The organism is Lysinibacillus sp. 1 U-2021 (assembly GCF_029916965.1).
Classification (GTDB): Bacteria; Bacillota; Bacilli; order Bacillales_A; family Planococcaceae; genus Lysinibacillus; species Lysinibacillus capsici.
This window is the reverse complement of sequence record NZ_CP123966.1, coordinates 713,563-736,042: the sequence shown is the minus strand read 5'-3', so window position 1 is coordinate 736,042 and position 22,480 is coordinate 713,563. Positions and strand designations below refer to the sequence as shown.

Sequence of the window (22,480 nt, the reverse complement as noted above, 5' to 3'; positions counted from 1 at the left end):
TAGCTTATTTATCGTTTAGTGCTACAATCCCTGGAAGCTCTTTGCCTTCCATTAATTCTAAGGAAGCACCACCACCTGTAGAAATGTGATCCATCTTATCTGCTACCTCAAATTTTTCAACTGCTGCAGCTGAATCACCGCCACCGATTACTGTGTAGCCAGCTGTTGTTGCCATTGCATCAGCAACTGTTTTTGTGCCGTTTGCAAATTTGTCCATTTCAAAGACACCCATTGGTCCATTCCAAATGATTAATTTAGAGTTTTTGATAACTTCTGCATAGTTTGCAGCCGTTTTAGGTCCAATATCTAGACCCATCCAATCAGCTGGAATAGCATCTACATCAACGATTTGTGTTTCAGCATCCTGTGAAAATTCATTTGCCACAACAGCGTCGACTGGCATATGTAATTGCACACCTTTTGCTTTTGCCTTCTCAATAAAGGACTTTGCTAGCTCAATTTTATCTTCCTCTAGCAATGATTTACCGATATCGTGGCCTTGTGCCTTAATAAAGGTAAAGGATAAACCACCACCGATAATTAAGTGATCTACTTTTTCTAAGAGGCTTTCAATAACACCAATTTTATCTTTTACTTTGGCACCACCAATAATGGCTGTAAACGGATGCTCAGGGTTAGACAATGCCTTACCAAGTACATCTAATTCCTTTTGCATTAAGAATCCAGATACAGCTGGAATATGCTTAGCAATTCCTTCTGTAGAAGCATGGGCTCTGTGGGCTGCACCAAAAGCATCATTAACATAAATATCTGCTAGCTGAGCAAATTGCTGTGCTAATGTTGGATCATTTTTCTCTTCGCCAGCATGGAAGCGTACGTTTTCAAGCAGTAGAATGTCTCCATCTTGCATGTTTGCAACGGCTTCTTCCACTGCTTGCCCAATGGATTCATCAAGCTTCGTAACAGGCTTGCCCATTAATTCTGCTAAGCGAATGCCAACAGCTGTTAAACGCATATCTTCTTTTACTTCACCTTTTGGACGACCTAAGTGAGAAGCTAGAATAACTTTAGCACCCTGTTCTACTAAATACTCAATTGTAGGAATAGCTGCACGAATACGCGTCTCATCTGTAATAGCACCGTCTGCCATTGGTACATTAAAATCTACACGTACAAAAACGCGTTGACTCTTAACATCAATATCTTTCATTGTTTTCTTATTTAACATGAAGAAACTCCCTTCAAAGTTCGTTTTAGTCTTACACTCTTGTGTTTTACCCATCTTGGCTCTACACCATGCTTACTAAATTGAAAAGTCATTTTGGTACTTTTTCAGCATCACTATCTCGTGTAAGTAGGATTCTCCAACTTTTGATAATGAACCCTAATACTTGTTTTTATAGTAGCAAAAGTTAACTGCGATGTCTTGCATCAACATGTATCAATTACGCCACTGCGTAATTGCCTCCAGATTTTTTTCGAACTTGCTCCTCTTCAAAATCTGTGACATTCGCTGAGGCTTTTATCTTCTTGTTTCAGTCGGTGATTGGACACTAATGAATCAAGAGAGTAATTTGTGTGTTCATCTCACCACCTATAGAGGTGGGCGTTTTCTGCTGAATCTAGAAAAAAAGGAGTAAGGGTTATCCCTTACTCCCAATACCCTTGTATATTATATCTATTCGATATTATAAAGGCTATACTTTTTGTGCATAAAAAGCAGTAATATGTCACACTTTTTACTCAAAATGTCGAAATATGATACTTATTTATGGTTTAAGCCTTGTTCAGCAATGTATAAAGCTAGGTCCATTAAGCGAGTAGAGTAACCAATTTCGTTATCATACCAAGCTAAAACCTTCACCATTTTGTTTTCTAACACCATTGTTGAAAGGCCATCTACCGTAGAAGAATAATGGTTACCGTTATAATCAATTGATACTAATGGTAGCTCATTGTAATCTAAAATGCCTTTTAATTCATTTTCAGAAGCTTCTTTTAATGCTGCATTAATCGTTTCTTTCGATACATCTGCTTTTAGCTCTACAACTAAGTCAACACATGATACGTTAGGTGTTGGCACACGCATAGAGAAACCATCTAGCTTACCTTTTAATTGTGGCAATACTTTTGATACAGCTACTGCTGCACCTGTTGTTGTTGGAATCATAGATACCGCTCCAGCTCGTGCACGACGAGGGTCAGAGTGTGGGAAGTCTAGAATTCGTTGGTCATTTGTATAAGAGTGAATTGTTGTCATCATACCACGTTCAATGCCAAATTTCTCATCAAGCACTTTAGCTACTGGTGCTAGACAGTTAGTTGTACAAGAAGCATTGGAGATCACATCATCAGTTGCTGGGTTATAATCCTCATGGTTTACACCCATAACAAATGTAGGCATTGCGCCTTTTGCTGGTGCCGATAGAATCGCTTTTTTCGCCCCTGCTTCAATATGCTTGCCTACTTCTTCCATTGAACGGAATCGACCAGTACATTCAAGCACTACATCTACGCCTAATTCACCCCATGGTAATTGTGCAGGATCTTTTTCAGCATATACTTTTACACGTTGACCATTTACTACGAAAGAATCTTCATCTGCATTGACTTCAGCATCATAGATACCGTGTACTGAATCATATTTCAATAAGTGCGCAAGCTGACCAGCATCTGTTAAGTCGTTTACGGCTACTACTTCAAATTCATCATGCTTCATTGCCTCACGAAATACTAAACGTCCAATACGTCCAAATCCATTAATCGCTAATTTTAATGCCATTGTTAATTCCTCCAATAATGTGTGATGTCTGTCTCTATGAATAGAGACATCAAAATTTACTTTATGCTCATTCAAAAAATGCTTAAGCACTTTCTGAGATCGAGTGACATGTTTACAACTTTGCCATCATTCAAGATGCTTATTTTCTATAGAAGATATTTTAGCAGCAATTGCTTTGGCCGCTGCTTCATCTGTTACAAATATGGTTTGCTTAGGTGCTACTTTGAAATAAGAAAGCATTGCATTGACCTTCTGTTTTCCTGCTGCAACTGCAATGACCTGCTCACTGTTTTGTACCTGCTCAAGCTGGATACCAATTGTGCGTATACGATGTACTATTTCTCCGTCTGCATTGAAATAATAGCCGAAAGCCTCACTCACAGCGCCTTTTTCCTCAAGAATTCGCAAATCCTCAGGAGATGAGTTACGACGAATCGCCATTTCCTCTGCAGAGCCAATCCCATGAATGACGCAATCTGCTTGATCATAGAAGGCCATCATTTCTGTTACCATAGGCTCTGTTAGCATCGCTTGATAAGCTTGCTCACTTAAATGCTCTGGTAAAAATAAAGTACGGTATTGTGTTTCCATTTGCATGGCAAATGTTGCAACAAGTGTATTGGCCTGCATTTGCATTTCATGTCCAATCCCCCCGCGTGCAGCTACAAAAGTGATATCCTTTTGTCCGTCTAAAGGATGTAAAAACTGCGCAAGTGAGGCAACAGATTTTCCACCAGTGACAGCTACAACTTGCTCATCAAAAGCAGCCGACATAAATTGCAAGGCTGCTTCTTTGCCTAGCATGCTTAGGATTGTATGATCCTCATTGTAATCACCAGGAACTACGACTACACGTTGGATGCCAAAGTGGCTTTCAAGCACTTTTGCAAGCTGGGTTAAACCAGACCATTCATAAACGATGGTTCTTAATTTTTCAATGACTATTTCACCATCATCTGTACATACCATACCCGACTTTTGCGCATCTAATAACCCTTGTTCACGTAAAATATCAGTTTCTTTGCGTATTTCTCTTTCTGTCATTTTCAGTGAATCAGCTAGTGTACGTCGTCCGATTGGTTGCATGAGTTGAACGGCTTGCAATATTCGATATCTTGCTTGCAGAAGCGGATACATTTCAGGAAGTAGCCTTTGCTGTGCCTCTGGAACAGTTAACATATCTATCTACTCCCCTAATTAATAGTGGTGGGTTCATTTTTAACCCACTTAATTATTTTGTGTCCCACTTATGCTTTTATTATAATATGCATTGTTTTAAAGTGCAAGTAGTTGTATTGTTCTGGATAAAAAAAAGCCTCATAGCTCTAAAAACAGCTACAAGACTTTGTTGAACTTATTTAGTGAAAGATAAAATTGCGTTCTTTTTAAAACCTTCTAAAGCTTTTGTTGCTTCAGTTTTATTTGTAAATTCAAAAATACGAACGTCCTTTTTCTCAAATACTGTAATAACCCACATTGTAAAATCTCCCTTCACATCATTCATTTTTGTAATATAACAACCACTAAAATTTGTGATACATTCGCTAAACTGTTTTATAACAACTTCTTACTTGATACCTATTCTACTCCGATTTTTAGGAAAAGAAAGTCTAATGTGAAGGTCTTCACAAACTGTTCAAATTCAAACCGCTTTCATTGAACAATTTGTGAATTGTGAGAATGACAGCTAATAATAAAGTCATTTATACCGTTAATAACTCTTTATACTTTCAGTAGATTAACTGCCTAATCGCTCCATTAACGTGGCATAATCTAAATGACCATACTGAATGACGACACCCTCTTTTTCAACAACCGGAATCATTAGCATATATTTTTCATGTATACGATCATCCTGCTCTATATCAATTATTTCAATATCAAATAGAACATCTTCCTGAACAAGCTTTAATGTCTGTAGCCCTTCTACACATAAAGGACAATTCGCCCGACTAAAAAATTTAATTTTCATAGATAGCACCTCCTCCTTTATTATAAACGATGTGGCAATGAAGAAATGGCTACTATTCTTTGATGATGTTTATTTGAGCTGTCTTAGCATCCTTCTTTGTAATGGTTGTATTTTTGCCAACAATGACGGAAATCACAACAATCATTGCCACGACGATCGTAAACCAAGAGATGGATTCATTTAAAAATAGCGTAGCAAAAAGAATCATTAAAAATGGCTGTAAATATTGGATCTGACTAACTCTTGCAATACCTCCTAAAGCCATTCCCCCATACCAAGCAACATATGCTAAAAACTGACTGACAACAGCTAAATATAACAGGCTAACCCACGCTGTAAGAGGGGCATGTAGCATTTCCAAGGAAAAATTAGAAATGACGGGGACAATAAAAAAGGGAGCCGCCATCAAAATAGCCCAAGCAATCACCTGCCAGCTCCCTAATTCCTTCGCTAACTGTCCTCCTTCTGCATAGCTAAGACCTAATATTACAACTGCTGCTAATAATGCTAGATCTGCCATATGTAATTGGCCTAAGCCTAAAAAGCTAGCATATATAATAACGGCTATAGCCCCAATAACACTCGATAACCAAAACTTAAATGAGGGACGTTCACCTGCTCTGAATAGAGCAAAGCCCGCAGTCGCTAAAGGTAAAAGTGCTAATTCTACCGCTCCGTGAGAAACTGGTAACCTTGTCATTGCCCAAGATGTAAGTAAAGGAAACCCTAATACAGCCCCAAAAGATACTATTATCAAGCTTTTAAATTGTCTAGCAGTCGGTAGTCTTTCTTTTCTTACAAGTAAAACAATGGCGACGATGAACGCCGCAATGACAGCTCTCCCCAATCCTACAATTGTCGCTCCAAAATATGGTACAGCTGTACTTGTTGCGGGTAACGTTAGACTAAAGCAAATTACGCCCACAAATCCTAACAGCAAACCTATTTTTTCTTTTCTTTTATCCTGCATGTTCTCATCCTTCCATTTTCCTCTCCATCTGTCCCTGGTATAATCCATAGTAAGTGGCACTACCTCAAAAATAAACAGAATTTTCTACCAACTGTCCTGGTACAGATAAAGGAGGAAAGATGATGATTGCAAAATATTTAGAGGTTGTAGAGGACATTAAAGAGCAGCTTGCTAATGGTGTGCTCCTTGCAGGCAGTAAACTACCTTCCGTTCGACAACTGTCTGAGCAATTTTCCTGCAGTAAAAATACAGTGATAAGAGCGTATAATGAATTAGAAAAGGAGCATCTTATTTTTTCCAAACCCAAAAGTGGCTATTATGTTGTGAATAACATAGAGCAACCAACTACAAACCAACAAGTTATTGATTTTTTATCAGCTGGCCCAGACAAAAGCATTATGCCCTATATTGAATTTCAGCATTGCATCAATCAAGCTATTGACACATATAAAGAAGAATTATTTAGTTATAGTGATCAGCAAGGGCTTTACTCGCTGCGTGTACAATTGGCTAAGTATCTACAGGACTTACAGGTCTTTACTGAACCTGATCGATTATTTGTTGTCTCGGGCTCACAGCAAGCATTACATTTACTAGCGGCAATGCCTTTTCCGAATGGTAAAAATAATATATTAATAGAACAGCCTACCTATTTTGGTTTTATAGAATCTGTCCATCTGCAACAAGCTACAACTTTTGGGATTGATTTAACAATGGAGGGCATTGATTTAGATCGTCTTGACTATATTTTTCGCAATAATGACATTAAGTTTTTTTATACTGTGCCGAGATTCCATAATCCTCTTGGTCATAGCTATACAAATGACGAAAAAAGAAAGATTGTGGAATTAGCAGAAAAATATGATGTTTATATTGTGGAGGATGATTTTTTAGGAGATTTAGATCCTAATAAAAAAGCGGATCCGTTTTTTTCTTTTAATCCCACTGGCAGGGTTATTTATATTAAAAGCTTTTCAAAGGTATTTCTACCGGGTTTAAGAGTAGCGACAGTCGTCCTTCCCACTATAATGACAAATCATTTTCTACGTTATAAATTTAGTGCTGATTTCAATAGCTCTGTGCTCTCGCAGGGTGCCTTAGACATTTATTTAAAAAGCGGTATGTTTAATAGTCATATTAAAAAGATTAAAGAGCTTTATGTAAGAAAAATGAGCGTTTTACAGGAGGCTTGCGAATCATTACTTCCCACCTCTACTAACTATACGAAACCAGTATCAGGCTTTTATCTTTCCATTGTTCTTCCTGATAATGTAAGTGCTAGGCAGGTGGTTCATTTATTAAAGGAAAAAAATATATTGATGGATGACGCTGCTAGAATGTATCTACCAGAATTTAAAAAGGATAATCTTATTCGTTTAAGTATTTCTCAGGTAGATGAACCATTAATTTATACTGGTATCGAGCAACTAGCACTGTGCATTTCATCATTTGAACGTAAAATGCGCTATCCAAAGCCCATTCACCTATTGTAATAAAAAAAGGCATTGATTGTGAGCAAGCTACACATCAATGCCTTTCGTTTTAAATTATTTTAAATGACTATCGAAGAATTTTACCATGGCATTATAGAATTCAATTCTATTTTCTTCATTGGCAAAGCCATGTCCTTCATTATCTTTTAGCATGTACTCTACATCCACACCTCTAGCGCGTAAGGCTTCCACAATTTGATCGGATTCTGCTTTGTTTACACGTGGGTCATTTGCTCCTTGTGCGACAAATAATGGTGTTTTGATTTTATCTGCATGGAAAACTGGTGAAACAGCAGTTAACAATTCTTTGTCTTTCTCTGGATGACCTACGCGCTCATAAAACATGTTACGCATAGTTTCCCAGTAAGGAGGGATGGTATTTAATAATGTAAATATGTTAGATACCCCGACATAATCAACTGCAGCAGCATATAAATCAGGTGTATACGTAATACCCGCTAATGTTGCATAACCACCAAATGATGCCCCATAAATACCGATGCGATCAGGGTCTGCAATGCCTTGGTCAATTGCCCATTGGACACCATCAGTGATGTCATCTTGAATCTTCAGACCCCATTGCTTATTACCAGCCTGAAGGAATTCTTTACCATATCCAGTTGATGAACGGAAATTCACCTGTAGCACTGCATAGCCACGATTAGCTAATAATTGTACTTCTGGGTTGAAGCCCCACATATCACGTGCCCAAGGCCCACCATGAGGATTGACAATAAGAGGGAGATCTTTTGCTTCTTTATTTTTCGGTAAAGTTAAATAGCCATTAATCGTTAAGCCATCTCGGCTCTTATATGAAATTGGATGCATTTCGGCAAGTTCATTCGGATTTAACCAAGGGCTTAAAGTGGCCAACTCGGTTAATTCATCTGTCGTAGAATCGTAATAATAATATTTTCCATAGACAGTATCACTTGAAACACTCACAATAAATTTTGTCATTTCTTTATTGTAATCATTGATACCAAGCTCACTTTCATGCACATTCAGCTTACTTTGAATTTTACGGAAAAGCTTTTCAAAGTTCTCGTCAAAGAATTGGTAATGTGTTTTATCTGTTATATATGCACCATATAGCAATTTATCGTGTTCGGCACTATATAAGACACCCGAAACATCTACCTGATCATTAGACATAATTACTTCTTCATTACCTTTTAAGTCGTATTTCACAACTTCTACTTTGTCTCTACCTTTGTTAGATGTAGCGTAAATGTATTGATTGTCTTTTGAGAAAGCTAGTGGCATTACTTCATCTCCAGCTTCCATTTCAATAAATGGCTTGAATTCATCCTTTTCAGAATCTCGATAAAGAATCGTTCCTTCCACACCATCTGAGGCTACAGCAATTCGTACATTTCCATTGCGATCTGCTAGCCAGCTCGTAATATTACCCGGATTTTTTGCAACGTGAGTTGTTTCCCCAGTCTTTACATTCAACTTGTAGACATCAAAAACTGTTGCATCTTCCTTATTCATCATGATAAGTATTTCATCTTTAACACCTTGTAGGCCACTTAATATCCCAACTGTGACGTTTGGATATGGCGTTAGATCTTTTTCCTCAGAGCCATTAAATGTTGTAGAATAAATATGGAAGTTTTCATCTCCACCTTTATCCTTTACGTAGAGTAAAGCATTATCCTTCCAGAAAAATCCTGCAACGTCCCGATCTTTTGAATTCGAAACACGAACAGGCTCACTATCATCATTCATCTTTTTCACGAAAACATTGGATCTATTCTCCCAAGCAGAAGAAAAAGTAATGTAATTGCCATCTGGCGAAAGTTCATAACCGAAATTTCCAGGATTTTTCATAAAGTCTTCAACTGAAATTTCCTTTACACCTTCATGATTAGAACCATTTTTTATTTGTTTTGCATTGTTTAAAATTTTTACTGCATCTGGTTTTGAAATTGCTTCTGAATTTAATGATAAACCATTAAATACACCAATCTTATTGGCCTTCTCTAAATACTCAGCAAGTGAAGTCTCTTTTTCTTCTTTATTTAAAGCTCTAACTAAAATACGAGCCACTTCTTCACGTTTAATAGTCAAACTTAAATCTGTGAATTCTCCAGCCTTTACCCATTTATCAATAATTTGTTGACGCATTGAATCTGAGCCGTGCTGGAATGTTAAAGTTGTTACAGCTAAATTCAAAAATTCCTGCGCTGATACACGTTCTTCTTGTGCTATTACGCCGCTATTTGTTTCATTGGCAGCACGAACATCTTGCATGGTTGCAGGAATAACCACAGAGGTTGTTAAAATGATTGCTAACGATGCAGATAAAAATCTTTTTTTCAAAATGATTCCTCCCTATATCAGTTTACGTTATATCGATTGTCGATATATTTAAATTATAGCAATTCTAGCATTATTGTCAATAATTGAGAGTTTTTTTATTCAGCCAAAATGAAAGCGAACTAAATAGAATAGTTCGCCATTACCTCTATTAAAATTTCCTGCTTGCTCCCCCACCAGCAGAAGATCCGCCACCAAATCCGCCAAAGCCCCCTCTACTCGAATGTCCTCCACCAAAACTACCTGGATAACCGCCATAGCCTCCAGAGCGAGGACCTCCGCCACCCTTCGAAAAGAATGAATAGATAATAATAACAACGATAATGATTAGGATAATTAACCAAGTGGGTATGTCATCCTCTTCTTTTGTTTGCGCTGGCAAATCACCGCTCCAATTATACTCTTGGGCAACAGCGCGAAAAACTTCAGAATAGGTTGCTTGAAAAGCTTGATCTAAATTACCAGTACTTGCTGAGGGATAAAATGCATTATCTAAAATGCGTCCTAATTTACCATCTGGTAATGCTCCCTCTAATCCCTGACCCACGGCAATTACAACGTCGTTATTTCCTTCCCCTTGACCTAAGGTAGCTAAAATCAGGACACCGTTATTTTTTTCCTTGTCACCAATGCCCCATGACCGAATCAATTTTGTCGCATACATTTTCGGCTCTTGTCCATGAAGACTATCAACTGTGACTACCATGATTTCAGCACCCGTGCCTTGATCCAACTGCTCAGAATATTGATTTATCTCTTCTTTGACATTCGCAGAAATTACATTGGCAAAGTCATGTATATACGTATTTTTCATCGGTGATGGCATCGTTGCTTCTGCTAGATTCGAGAAAAAAAGAAGCACCGAACAAACGATGATCATCTGTATAATGCAACGTTTCATTAATGTGTACCTGATTGACTAAAATCGATAGATGGTGCTTTGTCAGCTCCTGCTGTGGCTTTAAAGTATTCTTTTTGTTCAAAGCCAAACATCCCTGCCATTAAATTCCCCGGGAAACGTTTAACATGTTTATTGAATTGCTGTACCTCATTATTGTAATCCTCACGTGCTACTGCCAGACGATTTTCGGTACCTGCTAGCTCATCCATTAACTGGCGGAAATTTGCATCTGCCTTTAAGTTTGGGTAATTTTCTACAACTACTAGTAAACGACTAAGAGCGCCCGTTAAAGCATCATTGGCAACAGCTTGCTCCTCTGGTGAGCTTGCACTTCCCATTTGTGCACGTGCCTCCGTAATATTCGCTATCACCTCTTGCTCATGATTCGCATAGCCTTTCACAGATTCCACTAGATTGGGAATCAAATCATAGCGACGTTGGAGCTGATTTTCAACTTGTGCCCATTTAGAATCAACATTTTCCTCGGCTGTCACCAAACTATTGTATTTAGGTATAAATAATAAGGCGATTACAATAAAAATGATGACAATTATTCCAATTGGTCCAAGTAACTTTTTCAATTTTAATCCTCCTTGACTTGCTTTTCCTTCTATCTTTAGTCTACATTTTTACCTTTACATTTATACCGTATGAAATTGAATTGACACGACATACTAAATACTGCAACAAAAAATTATTGAGGAGGCGTTTTTTTTGTCACAATCGTTTTACAATGAATCATCAAACCAAACAAATTTAAATCAACAACATAGCCTAAATCATGGTGGACATGAAATGATGGACATGCATGAAACAATTGGCGAAATTATTGCAGGTATGAACCAAGCGATTATTTTGCGTCCCCATGTAAAAGATCCTGAATTACTCAACATTTTGGATCGCCAATATAATTTCACTCTTGGTATGTACAATACGATCGTAGAGTCCTTTAAAACAGGACACGATCCATCTGTTCCAACAGGACGCTACCAAATGGAAACAGGAAATGATTTCAAATATGGCCTAAATCCAGGTCAACCAAAAAAACCAATGCAAAACGCTAATGAAATTAATGATGAGGCTATTTCTGGATTTTTACTTGGAGCTCAAAAAGGAGCAGCAAAATGTATGACAACTGCTGCGTTGGAAACAACAAACCCTGTAGTTCGTCGCGTTGTTGCGGATAGTATTCCTAACTGTATTGAAATGGGATACGAATTATCTATTTATCAAAATAAACACGGCTATTATCAGGTGCCTCAGTATTCCCAACAGGATATGCAAACGATGCTGAATGCATTCGACACAACATCTAATCCCCTTCATTAAATAAGAACAGTGCATGGTGAATATTCACCATGCACTGCAGTTTTTAACATAAAAAAGCGAACGAGCATATCGTTCGCTTTTTCAGCTTTATAATACTTTTCCTAAAAACGCTTTCGTACGGTCACTTTGTGGATTGCCGAATAGTTCCTCTGGAGACCCTTCTTCTACAATATAGCCCCCATCCATGAAGACTACTCGATCGCCTACTTCACGAGCAAAGCCCATTTCATGTGTCACAACAACCATTGTCATCCCTTCAGCTGCTAGATTTTTCATAACATCTAGTACCTCTTTTACCATTTCAGGGTCAAGTGCTGAAGTTGGCTCGTCAAATAAAATAGCTTTTGGCTTCATTGCTAAGGCACGAGCAATCGCCACACGCTGTTGCTGACCACCTGATAGCTGCTCAGGATAATTATAGGCCTTGCTGTCGAGTCCAACCTTGTTTAATAGCTCATGTCCTAGAGCTTCTGCGTCTGTACGATTCATTTTACGAATTTGCATAGGTGCCATCGTGACATTATCGATAACAGTCATATGCGGGAATAAGTTAAATTGTTGGAACACCATACCCACTTCAGCGCGAATTTCATTGATATTCGTTTTAGGATCATTAATTTTTACATTTTCAATATAAATAGCACCATCCGTTACTTCTTCTAACATATTGATACAACGGAGAAATGTACTTTTTCCTGAACCAGACGGCCCAATAACACAGACAACTTGTTTTTCTTGAATTTCATAATCGATTCCTTTTAATACTTCAAGCTTGCCAAAGTATTTGTGTAGGTTTTCAATTTTTATCATCTTGCTTCCCGCCCTTCTACCTTAGCTTTACGAGGGACATAACTATTGCTAAATCGTTTCTCGATAAATGCTACAATCTTCGTTACACCATATGTCAAAACTAAATATAATAATGCTGCAACGATATACGGTTCCCAGAAGCGGAAGCTCGCACCAGCTACGACCTTACTAGCGTATAAAATATCTGGTGCTGCAATTACAGTTACAAGTGAAGAATCTTTTAATAATGCAATAAATTCATTCCCCAATGGTGGAATCATACGTCTAAATGCTTGCGGCAAAATGACCTTACGCATCGCTTGGTTATGCGTTAATCCAAGAGAGCGAGCAGCCTCCATTTGCCCTTTTGCAATACTTTGAATCCCTGCACGGAAAATTTCAGCATTATAAGCAGCACAGTTTAAAATAAGTGCTGTAATCCCCGATACCATATAACCTAAAGAATGACCAAAAATTGTCGGAATAACTGCTAAGTGAATTAACAAGATTTGTACAAGCATTGGTGTTCCACGGAATAAATCGATATATAGTTTAGATGGCCAATAAATCCATTTTTTACTCGATAATTTTCCAAGGCCTAAAAATAGCCCTAATAGAATACCGCCAAAATAACCACTAAGTGTCAAAATAAGTGTTACGCCAATACCTCGTATAAACATATCTCGGTAGTTCCAGACAATGTCCCAGCGTAAGTCAAAGATGTCCATCCGAAAACCCCATTCCCCTTTAAATTACGATTAATAAATGAGCCGTTAGCACAATCACTATGTTAATAGCATCATTTCATTCATTTTTATTCAAAATCAATGCCTGTAATTTCTTTTAATTTACCGTTTTCTTTAATCTTTTTAAGACCTTCGTTTAATTTATCTAGCAATTCTTTATTCCCTTTTTGAACCATGAAGCCATAGTATTCTTTTTCGAATGCATCATCTTCAATTACTTTTAGTTTTTGATCTGGGTGAGCTTTGATATATTCATAAACTACTGCGTTATCTCCGATAGCTGCATCAACATTCCCATTTAACATTTCTTGAATAGCGATTGGCTGACTTTCAAAAGCCATAATATTTGTACTTGCTTCCCCTTGTAGCTTTTTCGCCGCCATATGACCAGTAGCATTGATTTGTACAGATACTTTTTTATCTTTTAATTCATCAAGAGATTTAATCTTTGAATCTTCTTTCACAACAATTAATAACTGAGACTCATAATACGGTTCTGTAAAATCAAATGATTCTTTACGCTCTTCCGTAATTGTGATTCCAGAAGCACCGATATCTGTTTCACCGTTTTTAATTGTTTGGAACACTGGCTCCCATCCAATATTATTCCACTCAACCTCAAAGTCCATCTCATCTGCAATAGCTTGTAGAATATCGACATCAATCCCCACAATTTTCCCTGAATCGTCAACAGATTCAAATGGTGCAAAAGTGGCCTCAGTACCTACTTTATAAACTTTTTTGCCATCTCCACCATCTTCTGAAGAAGAGCTACCTGAAGATGCATTATCTTTTGTACCACATCCTGCAAGTGCTAATGTTAATGCTGCAATTATCATCAATAACATCCAACCTGTTTTTTTCATTGTATTTCCCCCTAGTTCGATAATTTTCCGAATTACGTATTATTTTTCGCAATTCGGAAATGTTAGACTATTAGGTCAATTATATTAACATTATAGTATTTAGACAACAACTTTTCGCATAAAATAAAATATTTTTTCATATAAATTTATAAGAAATTCATATAATTTGAGAAAACATGTATAAATAACAAGAAAATTAACCTAAAACTAATATATATACAATATGAACCATGCCAAATTTCGATAAATTTAGGCAAAAAAAAGAATCCCCTCAGATAGGATTCTTTTTTTTCGACTATTACTAGTCTCACGTACAGTATGTTCACTAAAAAATAATTTGGAGTTGTTGCTTTTTTGAAGGTTTGAAAGGAATAAATAGGGGAATAATGCCAACTAGGACAGTATTCCCTTTATTCTTCCTCTCGATCTCCAGTAAGCAGGCTGCTAAACTACTTATTAGGAGATGAGCTATAACAGTATATCAATTAATCAGTAAAATGGCGCCCTCGGAGGGAATCGAACCCCCAGTGCAAGAACCGGAATCTTACGTGTTATCCATTACACCACGAGGGCAAAAGACACAAAAAAAAAGTACTCACTCTAGGCTTACGAAAAGCATGATGTAGATAACCCTCATTTTTGAAGCATACCTGCAAAATAGTGTCCTGTACTTTAAACCTTATAACCTTAATCATTATACAAGCCTATCCTATATAATTCAACCATAGAATGCAAAAACAATTTATTTTTTTTAATTTCACTTTAGCAGGGTTAATATTTGACCTTCCCTGACTATAATGTGTATGATAAGGATACAGCTGAAATACAAAGGAAATTTTTCAGCAAAGGTATTCGAATTTAGCTTTTTAAGGAGGATTTAACATGAATTTAATTCCTACAGTTATTGAACAAACTAGTCGTGGTGAGCGTGCATATGACATTTATTCACGTCTACTTAAAGACCGTATTATCCTTTTAGGAAGTGCTATTGATGACAATGTTGCTAACTCCATTGTCGCACAGCTTCTTTTCCTACAAGCAGAAGATCCAGATAAAGATATCTCTCTTTATATTAACTCACCTGGCGGATCCATTACGGCTGGTATGGCTATCTATGACACAATGCAAATCATTAAACCACAGGTACAAACAATTTGTATTGGTATGGCTGCATCAATGGGAGCTTTCCTACTTGCAGCTGGAGAACCTGGTAAACGTTTTGCCTTACCAAATGCTGAAGTCATGATTCACCAACCACTAGGTGGTGCACAAGGTCAAGCGACAGAAATTGAAATTGCTGCTAAACGTATTCTATTCTTACGTGAAAAATTAAATGGCATTTTATCTGAACGCACTGGTCAACCACTTGAAGTCATTGCAAGAGACACAGATCGTGATAACTTCATGACTGCTGAACGTGCAAAAGAATACGGTTTAATCGATCATATTATGCACCGTAGCGATAATAAATAAAAAATAGAAGGCATCACAGAATTACTCTGTGATGCCTTTTATATTTAATGAATGTTAATCTTCATTTTCAATAATTGTTGCCAATGCTGTAACCGCTTGCTCAGCATCGTTACCTTCACTGCTTAAAGTCACTTCGGTACCTTTAGCAACTGCTAAGCTCATAACACCCATAATGGATTTGGCATTTACTTTTTTCTCATCTTTTTCTAGAAAGATATCAGCACTAAAACGATTTGCTTCTTGCACAAATAGTGCTGCTTGTCTAGCTTGTAGTCCTAATTTTAATTTAACCTGGACTCTTCTCTCAATCATTCTCAAAACTCCCCTTCACTACCGTTCGTCTATTAGTTTTATCTTACCTTACTTACTGGCAAAAGAACAATAAGCGATTAGCATGACATTCATACCTGAAAAGTATGATAACTTAACCACCTATTTTTTCACCACGCCTTAATGCATCCGCAATCTCATCAATTTTTCTCAATCGATGGTTAACACCAGATTTACTAACCGTTCCACTAGATACCATTTCACCAAGCTCTTTTAATGTCACATCTTGGTATTCAACACGGAGACGTGCTATTTCACGAAGCTTCTCTGGTAGTTGATCAAGACCAATTGAATTTTCAATAAATCGAATATTCTCAACCTGCCGTAATGCTGCTCCAATGGTTTTATTTAAATTGGCAGTTTCACAGTTCACAATACGGTTGACACTATTACGCATATCTCGCAAAATCCGAACATCTTCAAATTTCATCATAGCCTGATGCGCTCCAACAATATTAAGGAAATCTGAAATTTTTTCCGCTTCCTTTAAGTAAGTTACAAAGCCTTTTTTACGTTCAATTGTTTTGGCATTGAGTTCAAATTCATTCATCAAATCCATTAATGCCTCACCATGTTCTTTATATAAAGAATAAACCTCTAAATGATAAGCCGATGTTTCTGGATTATTGACGGAACCTCCTGCTAAAAAGGCTCCTCTTAAATAAGCTCTTTTTTGGCCACTCTTTTGAATGAGCTTTCTTGAGATAGTATGGTTAAATTGAAAGTCGTCTGAGATGATTTCTAAATCAATTAATAGCTCACGCGCTCCTTCTCTAACACGGCATATATACACATTATTTTTTTTCAATCGCATTTTCTTACGAACAAGTAATTCAACATTGTACGGATACAATTTTTTCATAATCGTATATAGTCTTCTAGCAATTGCAGCGTTTTCGGTTTGCACGTCTAAGCTTAGTTGTTTATTTGCAAAGGATAATGAACCATTCATACGAATTAGGGCAGAAACTTCTGCTTTCATACAATGATTGTCCGCTTCTATTTGTGTCAATTCTTTTTTTGTTTCAGAAGCAAAAGACATATCACGCCCCCCCTTTCATTCATGATTTCTATGTATATGTTCATCTTACCATATACAATAAAGCCATTATGTTTCTATTATTGGTCCTCTTACTTTTTGATGGTAAATATCAGCATAATCTACCAGCCATTCTGCAACATTTGTAGCATTATGTCGAACCGTTCCATCTGGACGAATTGTAGCAATGTCTCGTTTGATAACTTCTAATCCCATACTTTCAAGCTTTGCTACGTCAAATGTTACTGGTTCCGCTCTTTCTTCTTTATACAGTTCTTTTACAGGGTTAGGGAGTTCTTCATCATTTACTAAAATGGAATCGATAAAATCATGGCCAACATGCTTATGTATAGCTGTTACATGATCGCCTGCTGTATAAGAAATGGTTTCACCCTTTTGTGTCATTAAATTACAAACATATATTTTTCTTCCCTTAGCCTTAACAACTGCTTCACCGATTTCCTTAACAAGCAAATTCGGAATAATACTTGTATATAAGCTTCCTGGTCCTATTAAAATATAGTCTGCACGAAGTATTGCACGAATAGCTTCTGGCAACGGTTGCACATTTTCAGGTACTAAAAAAACGCGATTAATGCGTTTTGTCGCTGTCGGAATTTTTGATTCTCCCTCGATAATTGAACCGTCCTCAAGCACAGCATGTAAGGTGATTTTTTTATTAGCAGCTGGAATAACTCGACCATGAACTTTTAAAACCTTTCCCATCTCACTGATAGCATGATTGAAATCACCGGTAATATCAGTAAGAGCTGTAAGCATTAAATTCCCTAAGGAGTGACCTCGTAAGTCTTCAGATGCCGAAAAACGGTATTGAAACATTTGCTCTACAAGGGGCTCAATATCTGATAATGCTGCAATCACATTGCGTACATCACCAGGCGGTGGGATATCGTAATCATCACGTAAACGACCTGAAGATCCACCATCATCTGCTACCGTTACAATAGCAGTAATATCAAATGGGTGATGCTTCAGCCCGCGAAGTAACGTGGAGAGCCCTGTGCCACCACCAATTACCACAAGCTTTGTTTGCTTTTTCCCCATTCACTCATTCCTTTCTACGATTAATATCACGATGCGTAATAACCGTATTTTCCTTGCCCGCAAAGTATGCACCAAAAAATTCTGCTAATGTCACGGAGCGATGCTGGCCCCCAGTACAACCAAAAGCAATAACAAGCTGTGATTTACCTTCTTGTCGATAGAGAGGAATCATAAAGTCTAATAAATCCGTCAGTTTTTGTATAAGGATCTGCGTATCTTCCAACGCTAACACATAAGAAGATACCTCTGTTTGTAGACCCGTTTTTGGACGTAGCTCCTCCACATAATACGGGTTTTTAAGAAAACGAACATCAAACACTAAGTCCGCATCAATCGGCATACCATGTTTAAAGCCAAAGGACATAATGTTAACGGTAAAAATAGTGTCTGCCTCACTTGCAAATTCTTTGACGATTTTTTCACGTAATTGCTTTGGTTTCATGTTAGATGTGTTATAAACAAAATTGGCACGACCCTTTACTTCAGATAAAAGTACTCGTTCCTGTTTAATTCCATCTAGAGGTAAACCATTCACTGCTAATGGATGTGCACGTCTTGTTTCTTTATAACGTCTGACTAATGTGGCATCATCTGCATCTAAAAATAAAATACGAGCAACAATATCGCCTTCTTTTAGTATATGGTCTAATGCGCCAATTAGAGCATCAAAAAAGTCACCTCCGCGCATATCCATTACTGCTGCAATTCGGGTACTGTTTTTACCAGAATCTCTTAATAAGGTTAAAAAAGTTGTAAGTAACGCAGGTGGTAAATTATCAATACAGTAATACCCTAAATCCTCAAAGCTTTGAATAGCTACTGTTTTCCCAGCCCCAGACATTCCTGTAATAATAACCAATTCATGTGTACTTTGTTGGCCTTCAACCACCACTGTCATGCAACTCCTTTATTGTTCTTTTGAAATTTGTATTTTCTGATGAAGTAATTCAAAATCTGTTGTATAGTCAAACGTGCCATACTGAATGCCTGATTGCGAAACAGCAAATTGTAAATTAGTTCGATCTCCTTCAGCCATTGGCAAATGTGCTAAATCCTCTACTGGGTGCCATGCAAGTTTGCCTTCTCTTGTTTCTTCGAACGGTACTCCATCTACATCCTTTGCAACAAATGTATAGAGCATCCATTCATCCACTACGTCATTGTTTTCTTTAATGATCATCGTATAAACACCCTTTAAATGAACATGTAAAGGTATGACGTTTGTCTCTTCTTGAAACTCTCGAATAGCAGCCTCAAAGATTGACTCGCCACTCTCCATTTTCCCTCCAGGAGCTACATACCAGCCTCGTCTTGGTTTCTGAAGTAATAATACTTTACCGTCTTTTACGGCTATTAAATTTGCAATTCTTTGCATAGGCACACCTCTAATCACTTTTGCATTCTACTCTTCATTATAACAAGACCTTGTAAGTTTTGTCCTCATTTACAACTCTTGTACGTAGACAATTAACAATTTAGTTCTATTCAAAGATAACCATTTCATCTTGGGCGAAATTTACATTTTCGTGATATTATTATTTGATTTTTTACGCATAAAAAAAGTAGGTTGCTCCCACCTATGGAGGCGGAAACAACCTACTAAACAAAATAAAAGGGGGATTGCTAATTACATTTTTAATCATACACCTTTTATATGTCATTCAAGTTACAGCAATATTAAAACCACATTAAAATTGTATTTTTTTCCTTAAAATAGCCATATTAGGCATTAATTTTCTCTAATAGCTCTTCTACATAATGTTGAACAGCTTGCGCGGCAATACTACCGTCACCAGTTGCTGTTACAATTTGACGAAGTGATTTTTCACGAACATCTCCAGCTGCAAAGATACCTGGAATTTTTGTTTCCATTGTTTCATTTGTCAAAATATAGCCAGCCTCATTTAAAATACCTAATGACTCAAATGGTTTAGTTAAAGGTAGCATACCTATATAGACGAATACACCATCTGTAGCAAATTCAGATTCTGTACCATCAACAGTTGATTGTAGTGTTACACTGCCAACTTTACCATTCGCTTCATTGATTTCTTTTACAGTTGCATTCCAAATGAAATCAATTTTTTCGTTGGCAAAGGCACGATCTTGTAGAATTTTTTGTGCACGTAATTTATCGCGACGGTGGACAATTGTCACTTTGTCAGCAAAGCGAGTTAAATAAACACCCTCTTCAACAGCTGAATCTCCGCCACCTACGACAACTAGATTTTTTTGTTTAAAGAATGCACCATCACATACTGCACAGTAGCTGACACCACGGCCACCAAGTTCTTTTTCACCAGGCACACCCATTTTTTTATACTCAGCACCAGTGGTAATAATAATGGCACGTGTTTTATATTCTTTTGCACCTGATTTAATTGTTTTATATTCTTCTCCATCGATGATTTCTGTGACATCACCATAGGCATATTCAGCACCAAATTTTTTAGCGTGCTCAAACATTTTTGTAGAAAGCTCTGGTCCTAAAATTGTCTCAAAACCTGGGTAGTTTTCTACTTCTTCTGTGTTTGCCATTTGTCCACCAGGAATGCCACGTTCAATCATTAGAGTTGACAAATTTGCACGAGATGTATAAACAGCGGCAGTCATCCCAGCAGGACCTGCACCAATAATTACTACATCATAAATTTTTTCTTCCGACATAAATACTTCCCCCTAAACAGAATACTTTTTATCTTCATTCAACCAATACATGTAACGCCATCTATAGAAGAAGATCAATGACGCTAAGGAAAAATTGGTGATAGCGTTAGTATGTTCATCGTATGTGAAAGTATAAAGTTATTCAACTATGTTGCTCACACATTAATTATGACTGTTTGGCAAAAACGTTAAGATTTCGTCAATATACTTCGATAAAGTAGATACAGATACTCCATATTGCTGCGCAATTTCCTTTTTTGTCACTTTAAGCATTTGTGAAGATCTGAATAAATAATCGTTTGCTCCTGCAATTGCTGTTGGATTTGTAAAACGATAATTTTCTATTAAAGCTTGTTCACATAGCACAAACCACATTTGAAACATCGGTACAATTAATGATGATAGCTTTCCATACTGTTCTAATAAAATTTCTGAGACCTGTACTGATCGTAAAAAGCTTGCTTCTACTTTATTTTTCTTATCAAATTCATGTCCAAGTGCATAAGCCAAAAACAATTTTTCAAAAGAGCCGAATTGTTCAATATTTATCCATTTTGGATGGGCGATAATTTCTTGCTTATGCGCTGTACCTTTCAGTAAAAATAAACCAAAAATGCGCTCACTTGTATAAGTACTCTCTAATTTTTCAACAATAAAATCACGATCATGCTCCAATGCATCGAGTCCAAATTCATTTTCTTGTTGGCGCCAAGGTTCGAAGCCTTCTTTGTCTGGGTCTAGCTCTAGTAGCTGATCCCACGCACTTTTCGAAATCTCCTCATGTCCGGAGAAATAGGCAGCATGTGACAGCCAAAAGTAAAATCCTGCATCTCCTACATAGCCTCTCTTTTGCATACTGCGCAACCATTTATAGGCTAATTCATATTGGCCGATTAAGGCTAAGGTAGCACCAAGTTTATAACGATGCTCCCAAGTATAGGGTTGAATTTTAACAAGAATATTTAACAGTTCTTGTAAATCATCTTCATTTTTTTCATAATACGCAATCACCGTTAAATTGCATAATGCGTGTAGATTGCCCTTATTTTCACGTAGCACTGTATGCAAGAGAGCCTTTGCTTGCTCTTCTTCTCCAACATAAAAATAAGCGAGTGCTAGATTATTATAAGCTGACCAAAATGCTGGTCGATCTTCAATTAAATCTTCTAAAATAGTAATAGCTTCAGGAAAATCTCCCTTTTCCATACAACGACGGGCTTGCTCCTGACGATATAAATCCTCACCAGAGCCTTCAAGTTCTTCAAAATCATCTTGCTCAAAAGCAACAAACTCTAATATTTCTGCTGCTTCATCCGCATAAGCACCCTCAGGTTCTAGCTTTAAATATTCTTCTGCAAAGCGTTTTGCATCATGCATGATGCCCACACACCCTGATACTTCTGCCATGTAAAATATGATTTCTGGATTATCTGGATCAATTTGATAGGCGCGACGAAGTAGGTCATACGCTTCCTCAAAACGTTGACCTTCTAACTCTACTATGGCTAACTGCAAGATAATCATTGGATCGTCGGGACTTAAATCTACCGCACGCTGTAAATATTTATAGGCTTTATTCATTTGTCCACTGTTCATTGCTTGAATTGATTTCTTATAATAATAGTCGCCTGTTGGAATGAACGACACTATATTCGATTGAGTCTCATTTTGACGTTTCTTTTCCAATATATTTCCTCCGAAACAAGAAATAAGGAACGTATTCTACGTTCCTTTACACAGTAACTCCTATTATACCACACAATCAATAATAT

The 22,480-nt window shown here is 37.2% G+C and carries 22 protein-coding genes and 1 tRNA gene; 3 read left to right on the top strand and 20 right to left on the bottom strand.

What is annotated here, in order from left to right:
* Nucleotides 1-4: 4 nt before the first annotated feature.
* The 6 genes from QH639_RS03900 to QH639_RS03875 all read right to left on the bottom strand — a co-directional run bounded on the left by QH639_RS03900 (nt 5) and on the right by QH639_RS03875 (nt 5,685).
* Nucleotides 5-1,189, bottom strand: a complete 1,185-nt coding sequence (locus tag QH639_RS03900) for a phosphoglycerate kinase (protein WP_237898652.1) — start codon at nt 1,187-1,189, stop codon at nt 5-7.
* A 537-nt stretch (nt 1,190-1,726) separates the two neighbouring features.
* Nucleotides 1,727-2,743 (bottom strand): type I glyceraldehyde-3-phosphate dehydrogenase, encoded by a 1,017-nt coding sequence (gene gap, locus QH639_RS03895; RefSeq protein ID WP_004228061.1) that lies wholly within the window; start codon nt 2,741-2,743, stop codon nt 1,727-1,729.
* A 126-nt stretch (nt 2,744-2,869) separates the two neighbouring features.
* Nucleotides 2,870-3,922, bottom strand: coding sequence for a sugar-binding transcriptional regulator (locus QH639_RS03890; protein ID WP_131521143.1), 1,053 nt, complete (start codon nt 3,920-3,922; stop codon nt 2,870-2,872).
* 175 nt (nt 3,923-4,097) lie between these two features.
* Nucleotides 4,098-4,220 (bottom strand): hypothetical protein, encoded by a 123-nt coding sequence (locus tag QH639_RS03885; protein ID WP_004228055.1) that lies wholly within the window; start codon nt 4,218-4,220, stop codon nt 4,098-4,100.
* 261 nt (nt 4,221-4,481) lie between these two features.
* Nucleotides 4,482-4,715 (bottom strand): glutaredoxin family protein, encoded by a 234-nt coding sequence (locus tag QH639_RS03880; protein ID WP_054549560.1) that lies wholly within the window; start codon nt 4,713-4,715, stop codon nt 4,482-4,484.
* A gap of 52 nt (nt 4,716-4,767) precedes the next feature.
* On the bottom strand, nt 4,768-5,685 hold the full coding sequence (locus QH639_RS03875) for a DMT family transporter (protein ID WP_237898654.1): 918 nt from the start codon (nt 5,683-5,685) through the stop codon (nt 4,768-4,770).
* A gap of 122 nt (nt 5,686-5,807) precedes the next feature.
* Between QH639_RS03875 and QH639_RS03870 the strand changes: the two genes are divergently transcribed.
* Nucleotides 5,808-7,178 (top strand): aminotransferase-like domain-containing protein, encoded by a 1,371-nt coding sequence (locus tag QH639_RS03870; RefSeq protein ID WP_281116181.1) that lies wholly within the window; start codon nt 5,808-5,810, stop codon nt 7,176-7,178.
* A 54-nt stretch (nt 7,179-7,232) separates the two neighbouring features.
* On the opposite strand, the gene QH639_RS03865 is transcribed toward QH639_RS03870, so the two are convergent.
* The 3 genes from QH639_RS03865 to QH639_RS03855 all read right to left on the bottom strand — a co-directional run bounded on the left by QH639_RS03865 (nt 7,233) and on the right by QH639_RS03855 (nt 10,985).
* A complete protein-coding gene (locus QH639_RS03865; RefSeq protein ID WP_281115666.1) occupies nt 7,233-9,506 on the bottom strand; it encodes a S9 family peptidase in 2,274 nt (757 codons plus the stop codon).
* Between the two features lie 148 nt (nt 9,507-9,654).
* A complete protein-coding gene (locus QH639_RS03860) occupies nt 9,655-10,404 on the bottom strand; it encodes a TPM domain-containing protein (protein ID WP_131521139.1) in 750 nt (249 codons plus the stop codon).
* The gene (locus tag QH639_RS03855; protein ID WP_131521138.1) at nt 10,404-10,985 is read right to left on the bottom strand and encodes a LemA family protein; all 582 of its coding nucleotides are present in this window, start codon (nt 10,983-10,985) and stop codon (nt 10,404-10,406) included. Before QH639_RS03855 ends, QH639_RS03860 begins: the two co-directional genes overlap by 1 nt.
* Before the next feature lie 133 nt (nt 10,986-11,118).
* Here QH639_RS03855 and QH639_RS03850 point away from each other — a divergent pair, with 133 nt between their 5' ends.
* A complete protein-coding gene (locus QH639_RS03850; protein ID WP_004228038.1) occupies nt 11,119-11,733 on the top strand; it encodes a spore coat protein in 615 nt (204 codons plus the stop codon).
* 87 nt (nt 11,734-11,820) lie between these two features.
* Here the strand turns inward: QH639_RS03850 and QH639_RS03845 are convergent, their stop codons facing one another.
* The 4 genes from QH639_RS03845 to QH639_RS03830 form a co-directional block, all read right to left on the bottom strand.
* Complete coding sequence (locus QH639_RS03845) at nt 11,821-12,543, bottom strand: amino acid ABC transporter ATP-binding protein (RefSeq protein WP_131521137.1); 723 nt, start codon at nt 12,541-12,543, stop codon at nt 11,821-11,823.
* Entirely contained in the window at nt 12,540-13,250 is a 711-nt protein-coding gene (locus QH639_RS03840) for an amino acid ABC transporter permease (RefSeq protein WP_004228035.1), read from the bottom strand. The genes QH639_RS03845 and QH639_RS03840 overlap by 4 nt, the downstream gene beginning before the upstream one ends.
* Nucleotides 13,251-13,336: 86 nt before the next feature.
* The gene (locus QH639_RS03835; protein ID WP_131521136.1) at nt 13,337-14,134 is read right to left on the bottom strand and encodes a basic amino acid ABC transporter substrate-binding protein; all 798 of its coding nucleotides are present in this window, start codon (nt 14,132-14,134) and stop codon (nt 13,337-13,339) included.
* A 498-nt stretch (nt 14,135-14,632) separates the two neighbouring features.
* Nucleotides 14,633-14,707: transfer RNA gene (locus QH639_RS03830), tRNA-Arg, on the bottom strand.
* Between the two features lie 309 nt (nt 14,708-15,016).
* On the opposite strand from QH639_RS03830, the gene clpP reads away from it, so the two are divergent.
* The gene (clpP, locus tag QH639_RS03825) at nt 15,017-15,607 is read left to right on the top strand and encodes an ATP-dependent Clp endopeptidase proteolytic subunit ClpP (RefSeq protein ID WP_004228025.1); all 591 of its coding nucleotides are present in this window, start codon (nt 15,017-15,019) and stop codon (nt 15,605-15,607) included.
* A 54-nt stretch (nt 15,608-15,661) separates the two neighbouring features.
* Here clpP and QH639_RS03820 read toward each other — a convergent pair whose 3' ends face one another.
* The 7 genes from QH639_RS03820 to QH639_RS03790 all read right to left on the bottom strand — a co-directional run bounded on the left by QH639_RS03820 (nt 15,662) and on the right by QH639_RS03790 (nt 22,394).
* Nucleotides 15,662-15,919, bottom strand: coding sequence for an HPr family phosphocarrier protein (locus tag QH639_RS03820; RefSeq protein WP_004228023.1), 258 nt, complete (start codon nt 15,917-15,919; stop codon nt 15,662-15,664).
* A gap of 112 nt (nt 15,920-16,031) precedes the next feature.
* Nucleotides 16,032-16,979, bottom strand: coding sequence for a DNA-binding protein WhiA (whiA, locus tag QH639_RS03815; protein WP_004228019.1), 948 nt, complete (start codon nt 16,977-16,979; stop codon nt 16,032-16,034).
* Nucleotides 16,980-17,045: 66 nt separating this feature from the next.
* Nucleotides 17,046-18,041, bottom strand: a complete 996-nt coding sequence (locus tag QH639_RS03810) for a gluconeogenesis factor YvcK family protein (RefSeq protein WP_054549565.1) — start codon at nt 18,039-18,041, stop codon at nt 17,046-17,048.
* A 4-nt stretch (nt 18,042-18,045) separates the two neighbouring features.
* A complete protein-coding gene (gene rapZ / locus QH639_RS03805) occupies nt 18,046-18,939 on the bottom strand; it encodes an RNase adapter RapZ (protein WP_054549566.1) in 894 nt (297 codons plus the stop codon).
* A gap of 9 nt (nt 18,940-18,948) precedes the next feature.
* Nucleotides 18,949-19,416 carry an NUDIX hydrolase gene (locus QH639_RS03800; RefSeq protein WP_131521135.1) on the bottom strand — a complete coding sequence of 156 codons (468 nt, stop codon included), beginning with the start codon at nt 19,414-19,416 and terminating at the stop codon, nt 18,949-18,951.
* A gap of 347 nt (nt 19,417-19,763) precedes the next feature.
* Nucleotides 19,764-20,708, bottom strand: coding sequence for a thioredoxin-disulfide reductase (gene trxB, locus QH639_RS03795; protein WP_054549567.1), 945 nt, complete (start codon nt 20,706-20,708; stop codon nt 19,764-19,766).
* A 162-nt stretch (nt 20,709-20,870) separates the two neighbouring features.
* Nucleotides 20,871-22,394, bottom strand: coding sequence for a tetratricopeptide repeat protein (locus tag QH639_RS03790; protein WP_237898663.1), 1,524 nt, complete (start codon nt 22,392-22,394; stop codon nt 20,871-20,873).
* Nucleotides 22,395-22,480 lie beyond the last annotated feature (86 nt).